Genomic DNA, 340 nt, shown 5'->3' on the forward strand with positions numbered 1-340 from the left:
CACAATTTTTGAATATGCAAGAGGTAATAAAAGAAACACAACACCTATATAGACAGCATAATTTTTATGCTGCGCTACAGTATCTTGTTAGTGAAGATCAAGAATTACCATACCTTGTACCTTCATTGCGGATAGTCCTTAACGCTCTCCAGAAACATTGTGGTTATTAAAAACGTTGACTTAAAATAAGAAAAAGTATAGTGTGTAAATATATACACATTATGAGATTAGGGAATGGAACAAAATAGCCGAAAGATAATTGCCAAATTAAAACGAGATGGCTTTGAAATTGTCAAAGCAAAAGGTTCGCACCATAAATGTAAAAAAGATGGTAAGGTTG

At 32.6% G+C, this 340-nt stretch carries 1 protein-coding gene; it reads left to right on the plus strand.

Annotation, left to right across the window (positions count from 1 at the left end; all coding sequences use genetic code 11):
• Positions 1-234: 234 nt before the first annotated feature.
• A partial coding sequence (locus ACFINO_RS10500) for a type II toxin-antitoxin system HicA family toxin (RefSeq protein WP_375655786.1) occupies positions 235-340 on the plus strand: 106 nt, incomplete at its 3' end.

Origin of the sequence: Bartonella sp. AA83SXKL, assembly GCF_042196965.1 — a bacterium.
Classification (GTDB): Bacteria; Pseudomonadota; Alphaproteobacteria; order Rhizobiales; family Rhizobiaceae; genus Bartonella.